This window comes from Acinetobacter pittii ATCC 19004 = CIP 70.29 (genome assembly GCF_000369045.1).
Classification (GTDB): Bacteria; Pseudomonadota; Gammaproteobacteria; order Pseudomonadales; family Moraxellaceae; genus Acinetobacter; species Acinetobacter pittii.
This window is the reverse complement of sequence record NZ_KB849796.1, coordinates 186336-193248: the sequence shown is the minus strand read 5'-3', so window position 1 is coordinate 193248 and position 6913 is coordinate 186336. Positions and strand designations below refer to the sequence as shown.

At 39.6% G+C, this 6913-nt stretch carries 6 protein-coding genes and 2 tRNA genes; 4 read left to right on the top strand and 4 right to left on the bottom strand.

All coding sequences use genetic code 11. The annotated features are described in order from the left end of the window. Positions 1-19: 19 nt before the first annotated feature. The 4 genes from F928_RS17380 to F928_RS17365 form a co-directional block, all read right to left on the bottom strand. Positions 20-95 (bottom strand) — tRNA-Glu (locus F928_RS17380). Positions 96-120: 25 nt separating this feature from the next. Next, positions 121-196, bottom strand: a tRNA-Ala gene (locus F928_RS17375). Between the two features lie 57 nt (positions 197-253). Continuing rightward, positions 254-1762 (bottom strand): glutamate--tRNA ligase, encoded by a 1509-nt coding sequence (gene gltX, locus F928_RS17370; protein WP_002116681.1) that lies wholly within the window; start codon positions 1760-1762, stop codon positions 254-256. Between the two features lie 116 nt (positions 1763-1878). Next, positions 1879-2178, bottom strand: a complete 300-nt coding sequence (locus F928_RS17365) for a hypothetical protein (RefSeq protein ID WP_002116889.1) — start codon at positions 2176-2178, stop codon at positions 1879-1881. Positions 2179-2577: 399 nt separating this feature from the next. Between F928_RS17365 and sbp the strand changes: the two genes are divergently transcribed. The 4 genes from sbp to ftsI all read left to right on the top strand — a co-directional run bounded on the left by sbp (position 2578) and on the right by ftsI (position 6910). Continuing rightward, positions 2578-3579, top strand: a complete 1002-nt coding sequence (sbp, locus tag F928_RS17360) for a sulfate ABC transporter substrate-binding protein (RefSeq protein ID WP_005078490.1) — start codon at positions 2578-2580, stop codon at positions 3577-3579. Between the two features lie 231 nt (positions 3580-3810). Continuing rightward, entirely contained in the window at positions 3811-4734 is a 924-nt protein-coding gene (gene rsmH, locus F928_RS17355; RefSeq protein ID WP_002116998.1) for a 16S rRNA (cytosine(1402)-N(4))-methyltransferase RsmH, read from the top strand. Continuing rightward, positions 4734-5066 carry a cell division protein FtsL gene (gene ftsL / locus F928_RS17350; RefSeq protein ID WP_002116847.1) on the top strand — a complete coding sequence of 111 codons (333 nt, stop codon included), beginning with the start codon at positions 4734-4736 and terminating at the stop codon, positions 5064-5066. The genes rsmH and ftsL overlap by 1 nt, the downstream gene beginning before the upstream one ends. Before the next feature lie 11 nt (positions 5067-5077). After that, the gene (gene ftsI / locus F928_RS17345) at positions 5078-6910 is read left to right on the top strand and encodes a penicillin-binding protein PBP3 (protein ID WP_002117016.1); all 1833 of its coding nucleotides are present in this window, start codon (positions 5078-5080) and stop codon (positions 6908-6910) included. Positions 6911-6913: the final 3 nt, after the last annotated feature.

Genomic DNA, 6913 nt, shown 5'->3' with positions numbered 1-6913 from the left:
TAATTTTTAAAGCAGAATATGGCGTCCCTACGGGGATTCGAACCCCGGTTACCGCCGTGAAAGGGCGATGTCCTAGGCCTCTAGACGATAGGGACTTGATGAGGCAAACACAAAGGAGCGTGGTGGAGTCAAGCGGGATCGAACCGCTGACCTCTACAATGCCATTGTAGCGCTCTACCAACTGAGCTATGACCCCAGTTTGTGTGAGCGCAATCTTAGGGTGAATGCGCTCACACGTCAACAAAAAAATGAATTAAACTTCGCTAGTTGCTTCATTTTTCGGCAATTTTAAGCTCTCATTGAGTTTTTCCCAATTTTTAACTTCTTTCTTGCTTGGTCCGCCTACAATTTCTAGGGCATGACGTAAGCGAGCGAAAGTTAAATCAGGTCCAAGCGTAACCATTGATTGCATCACTGGTGTCGAGCTCGTTGAACCGGCAATTGCAATAAAGAACGCTGGCATGAAATCACGTAATTTAATGCCCATCTGATTCGCAAGATCCATTAGGGTTTGGCTAACGGTGTCATTATTCCAAGTAAACTGACCTTCAAGACGCCAAATTGCAAATTGTAAACTTTGACGAACTTGCTCTTGAGTCAATTTTTTACTTTCAAACATTTCAGCAGTAATTTGTGGCATATGGTTAAAATAAAAACCAGCCCAATTCACAGCTTCTGAAAGTAAATTAATACGTGGTTGAATAGCGGCAGCAATGTCTTCTAAAGTGCTGCGGTCACTTTTCCATGTTAATAAGCGGTCTAATAGTTGCCCTGGAGTTAACCCTTTGATCCACTGACCGTTAAGCCAGTTCAATTTTTCAACGTCAAAAATTGGTCCGCCTAGTGATACACGTTGAATGTCAAAGTTATCCATCATGTCTTGTAATGTGAAAACTTCTCTTTCATCTGGCATTGACCAGCCCATACGACCCAAATAGTTGAGTAAGGCTTCTGGCAGTACACCAATGTCACGGTAGTAGTTAATTGATGTTGGGTTTTTGCGTTTAGATAGTTTTGATTTATCTGGGTTACGCAACAATGGCATGTGGCAAAGAGTTGGCATTTCCCAACCAAAATATTGGTAAAGCAACTGATGCTTCGGTGCAGATGGAAGCCATTCTTCACCACGCAATACATGAGTGATTTCCATTAAATGGTCATCAACAACGTTAGCCAAGTGGTAAGTAGGTAAGCCATCTGTTTTAAGAAGGACTTGCATATCAACTTGAGCCCAAGGAATTTCAACCTCACCACGTAGCAAGTCATTAAATTTACAAACGCCTTCTTCAGGCACTTTCATACGAATGACATGAGGTTCACCCGCTTCAAGACGTCGAGTCACTTCTTCTTGAGAAAGTTTTAAACCGCGGCCGTCATATTTTGGTGTTTCGCCACGTGCTTGTTGTTCAGCACGCATTTGGTCAAGTTCTTCTGCTGTTGCGAAACAGTAAAAAGCATGACCTTTTTCAACAAGTTCTAATGCGTATTGCTTATAAATTCCCATACGTTCAGATTGGCGATATGGTGCATGTGGGCCACCTACATCTGGACCTTCAGACCAATTCAAACCTAACCAACGTAATGAATCCAAAATCATTTTTTCAGACTCTGGTGTAGAACGAAGTTGGTCTGTATCTTCAATCCTTAAAATAAATTCTCCGCCATGTTGTTTCGCAAAACACATGTTAAATAAAGCAATGTAGGCTGTGCCGACATGAGGAAAACCGGTAGGGGAAGGTGCAATACGAGTACGAACTTTCATAGATAATGGGTCAGAATAAAAATTGAAACTATTATAACGAAAAAGCCCAGTATTCTGACGTTTTATTTAACGTCAGGCTGGGCTAAAACTGAAACGAAGAGGGGGTGTTTCAGATTTTAAGAAGCATGGGGCTGAAAGATTGCCTGAACAAAACGTGAAAAACGTTCGTGTTGTGCAGCAAGAAAATTTTGAGTTGGTGTAACGCGAATCGTATTTAGAACTTTAAGCTCATCATTTGTAGAAGGTAACACAATAGGGTTACGTTTCTGCTGATCTAAAGCTTTTTCAATAAGCGAAGTCTGTTTCTCTGAACCAGTTTTGCTTGGAGTATCTTTAAGTACTGCTGCTGCAGAAAACTGTGATGCCAAACTCAGCACCAAACTTAAGCTTAAAGCTTTTCCATAATGAATTTTCATTGTTAATCATCCCCTCTGTTCATTACATTTCATCTATTTTTTGAGTTTAACAAAATGTAAAATTACGGTAATGCTACGATTTAAACATAAATATTAATAAAAAAGTGGAACTGTGTCACACTTTTTACAAAATTTACCTATATTTTAAACTGGTCGACTCAAATGTAGACCATATGTATCCTTTACGCTTCATTATTTAACAAATTAATGTGTAGATAAAGTGAAGGTCCTAAATAAGTTGTAAGAATAATTACAAAATTTTTCAAAAATGAAATAACTTAGACATTCTAAGCTATATATCTAAAAAAGATTAATAAAAAAGATATAAATATAAGTAATTGATTGTAAAAAATAAAATTAAAAATATAGTTAAACTAAAACGAATGATGGATTTTGTAAATGAAAAAAATATCAATAATAGCTGTCGCTTTATATGTGGGAATAGCGACAACAGCGGCTCAAGCAGCGACCTCTTTTTTAAATGTTTCTTATGATCCGACTCGAGAGTTCTATCAAGAATATAACCAAGCATTTGGTAAATTTTGGAAACAGCGAACAGGGCAAGATGTTGAATTTAAACAGTCACATGGTGGATCTGGCAAACAAGCCCGTGCGGTAGCTACAGGACTTGAAGCTGATGTCGTAACGTTAGCATTAGCGAATGATATTGATGAGATTGTGAAAGCTGGGTTTATTCAGCCGAACTGGCAAAAAGAATTTCCAAATAATTCTGCCCCCTATACGTCAACTGTCGTGTTTCTAGTACGAAAAGGTAACCCGAAAAATATACGCGACTGGAATGATTTAACAAAACCAGGTGTGGAAATTATCACCCCTAACCCTAAAACAGGTGGCGCACCGCGTTGGATTTATCTTTCTGCATGGGGATATGCATTAAAACAGCCGGGTGGAAATGACACTAAGGCTCGAGAGCTAGTTAAAAAACTTTATCACAATGTGAAAGTTCTAGATTCGGGAGCCCGTGGTTCACTTACGACATTTGCCGAACGTGGGATTGGTGATGTTTTGTTGTCTTGGGAAAATGAAGCTTTGTTGGCGACGAAAGGACTTGATAAAGATAAATATCAAATTGTTTATCCATCAGTTTCAATTTTGGCAGAACCATCTGTCGCGATTGTAGATAAAACCGTAGATAAAGATGGAAACCGGACCTTGGCAAAAGGTTATCTGAACTTTTTATATTCACCTTTAGGTCAAGAATTAGCTGCTAAACATTATTTCCGACCGCGTAATGCTCAAGTAGCTGCGAAATATGCAGCGCAATTTCCAAAAATTAAATTATTTACCATTAATGATGTGTTCGGTGGCTGGGCTAAAGCTCAGAAAACTCACTTTGCAAACGGTGCTATTTTTGATCAAATTTATGATGGCAAGCAGTAAGTAAAATGATCTAAAAACAATAGTTCAAAAAGAAAACTTAGAAGTTAAATATTCATAAAGAAAGCAAGCAAACTTAAAAAAGTAAGCTTGCTTTCTTTTTTTGCTTAAAAAATGCTAACAAAACGGTTTTATCTATGAAAAATTAATATTTTCCTACAAAAAGCCGTTTGGCGTTGGTCATAAACAAGGTGATAATGTGCAGTTACATTTTTACGCAATGATTTAACACCTATGTCGCATATTTCTGTCTTACTTTTTGAGACCGTTGAGAGCTTATTGGCAGATCGCACAACAGGGGTGTATATCGATGCAACCTTCGGACGAGGTGGGCATACACGTTTATTGCTCTCGAAACTTGATGAAAATGCACGAGTATATGCATTTGATAAAGACCCTCAAGCTTTGGAAGTTGCAGCTGCTTTGGCGCAAGAAGACCCGAGATTTACCATTATTCATGCCAGTTTTGCTGATATTAAAGAAAAAATGCAGGAAATTGGTGTGATGAGTGTTGATGGCATTATGGCTGACTTAGGAGTTTCATCTCCTCAACTCGACCAAGCTGAACGTGGTTTCAGTTTTATGCAAGATGGTCCTCTAGACATGCGAATGGATAATTCTAAGGGGTTAACCGCAGCTGAGTGGTTACTTGAAATTGAAGAAGAACAATTAGCAAATATTATTTATCAATATGGCGAAGAGCGTTATAGTCGACGTATTGCAAAAGCGATTAAACAAGCTGGAAAACTAGACACGACAGCCCAATTGGCAGAACTTGTTAAAACAGCTCATCCAAAATGGGAAAAACATAAACATCCAGCAACACGTACATTTCAGGCAATTCGTATTGCTATTAATAAAGAACTAGATGATATTGAAGTATTTTTACCACAAGCTGTAGACTTACTAAAACCAAAAGGGCGTTTGTCTGTGATTAGCTTTCATTCTCTTGAAGATCGTTTAATCAAACAATTTATTCAAAAAGAATCGACTTTGGCAGAAGATATTGGCTGGGGAATGCCTCAGCAACAGGTAGATACAAGAAGGTTAAAGAAAATTTCACGGGTTCGTGCGAGTGAAGAAGAAGTAAAAGCGAACCCACGTTCACGTAGTGCATGGCTTCGGGTTGCTGAACGCTTGGAACAAAAAGGCGCGTAATGAAAAGCAGTGATGAAATTGAAACCACCGAAAATAAAGTGGTCAAAAAAGTTGTGGCATACACCGTATTAGTGGCGCTTGTTTTTATCAGTGCCATGATGGTGGTATTTCAAGTATTTGAATATCGTCATGATTATAGAGAGCTCAGCTCTTATATGCGTGAACGTGATGATCTCAATGCTGAATGGGGGCGTTTGCTTATTGAGCAACAAACCTTTGGTGCAACAGCACAGATTGGTACGCGTGCTGTAACTCAACTACGCATGTTTTCGCCACCTGCTGCAGAAACGGTGGTAATTTCTTTACCGATGACCTCAGAGCAAAATAAGTAAGGCCTTGCTGTATGGTAGATAAGCGAACAAAGCAAACACGGAAAAAACAGCAGTCTATTTCGGAAAAACCAACTCTTGCCTTCGATATGTGGCGGTTTTATCTGCTCTGGGCAACAGTACTGCTCTGTTTTGTTGTATTAATTGCACGTGCATTTTATGTGCAAGTGATTAATAAAGACTTTTTACAAAACAAGGCCAATGCCAATATTTTGCGTACTGAACGTATTGAGGCAATGCGTGGGGTTATTAGCGACCGTCATGGCGTGCCTTTGGCCATTAGTACGCCTATTATGAAAATTGTCATTGATCCACGTGATTACTTTGATACCAAGCATTTATATGACGAAATTACAGCGGAATTAAAAAAAGATCCAAATAATCGTAAGTTAAAACGACAATTACCAGATAAAAACCTAAACCTTGATGAGTTAGCGGATGTGGTTGGTTTAGATCGTGCAGATCTAAAAAAACAGATGAATGCGCGGCCACGTTCTCGTTATTTGGTTTTGAAAAAAGAAGTGCCACCACAACAGGCCGATCTCATTACAAAGGGTAACTTCCAAGGCGTTTATGCTGAAAAAACATATAAACGTTATTATCCTCAACCGCAGCCAAATGCTCAGATTATTGGTTTAACCAATAGTGAGGGCCAAGGGATTGAAGGCTTGGAAATGCAGTTGAATAAACAACTGTCTGGGGTAGATGGCGAACAAAAAATTATTCGTGATAAACGTGGTAACCGCTTAAAAGTATCAGAGGTTATTCGTGAAGGTGAGCCAGGCGAAAACATCACTTTAAGTATCGACTCTCGTTTGCAATACATTATGTACCGTGAGTTGACTGCTGCTGGTGTCGCAAATAACGCCCGTTCGGCGACAGCAATTGCTGTAGATGTTAAAACAGGCGAAATTCTGGCTATGACCAGTTGGCCATCTTATAACCCGAATGATAAAAACGGTTTATCTAATAAAGATGCCATGCGTAACCGCGGTGCGATTGATATGTTCGAGCCGGGTTCTACCATGAAGCCTTTTACAGTTTCTGCTGCACTCGAAACTGGACAATATACCCCAAATACGATTGTCAATACTTCGCCAGGTTCAATGCGTTTAGGCTGGCATACCATTCGTGATACGCATAATTATGGTGCTTTGACTGTCAGTGGCGTAATTATTAAGTCATCAAACGTGGGTTCGGCAAAAATTGCGTTGTCACTTCCTAAGGAAACATTACCAAGCTTCTTTAACCGTGCTGGCTTTGGTAAACGTTCTGCTGTGAAGTTTCCCGGTGAAAGCTCTGGTTTAGTACTTCCTGTAAGCAAGTTAAACTCTTCCCAAATTGGTACCATGGCTTATGGTTATGGTCTAAATGCAACTATTCTTCAGTTGGCGCAAGGCTATGCAATGCTTGCAAATCATGGGGTAAAAATGCCTCTAAGTTTGCATAAACTCGATCAAGCACCTAAAGGTGAGCAAGTTCTTGCTCCAAAAATTGCTGATCAGGTTTTGCTTATGCTTGAGCAGGTGACGATGCCAGGCGGTACTGCAAAGCAAGCTAATATTCCGGGTTATCGCGTTGGTGGTAAAACAGGTACAGCTCATAAACTTCGTGCAGACCGTAAAGGTTATTCAAATAATGAATACCGTGCTTTATTTGCAGGTGTAGCTCCGATTAGTGATCCTCGTTTAGCGGTTATTGTAGTTGTTGAAAACCCACAAGGCCGTTATTACGGTGGTTTGGTTGCGGCCCCTGTTTTTGCACGCATTATGCAAGAATCATTGCGCTTAATGAATGTGCCGCTTGATAAGCCCCTTGATACTCCAGAAAATCCTATTCGCAGGTAAGCT

Bases quoted from the DNA above. Each gene is read 5' to 3' on its own strand.
- gltX (WP_002116681.1), bottom strand. From the start codon at position 1,762: ATGAAAGTTCGTACTCGTATTGCACCTTCCCCTACCGGTTTTCCTCAT.
- F928_RS17365 (WP_002116889.1), bottom strand. From the start codon at position 2,178: ATGAAAATTCATTATGGAAAAGCTTTAAGCTTAAGTTTGGTGCTGAGT.
- sbp (WP_005078490.1), top strand. From the start codon at position 2,578: ATGAAAAAAATATCAATAATAGCTGTCGCTTTATATGTGGGAATAGCG.
- rsmH (WP_002116998.1), top strand. From the start codon at position 3,811: ATGTCGCATATTTCTGTCTTACTTTTTGAGACCGTTGAGAGCTTATTG.
- ftsL (WP_002116847.1), top strand. From the start codon at position 4,734: ATGAAAAGCAGTGATGAAATTGAAACCACCGAAAATAAAGTGGTCAAA.
- ftsI (WP_002117016.1), top strand. From the start codon at position 5,078: ATGGTAGATAAGCGAACAAAGCAAACACGGAAAAAACAGCAGTCTATT.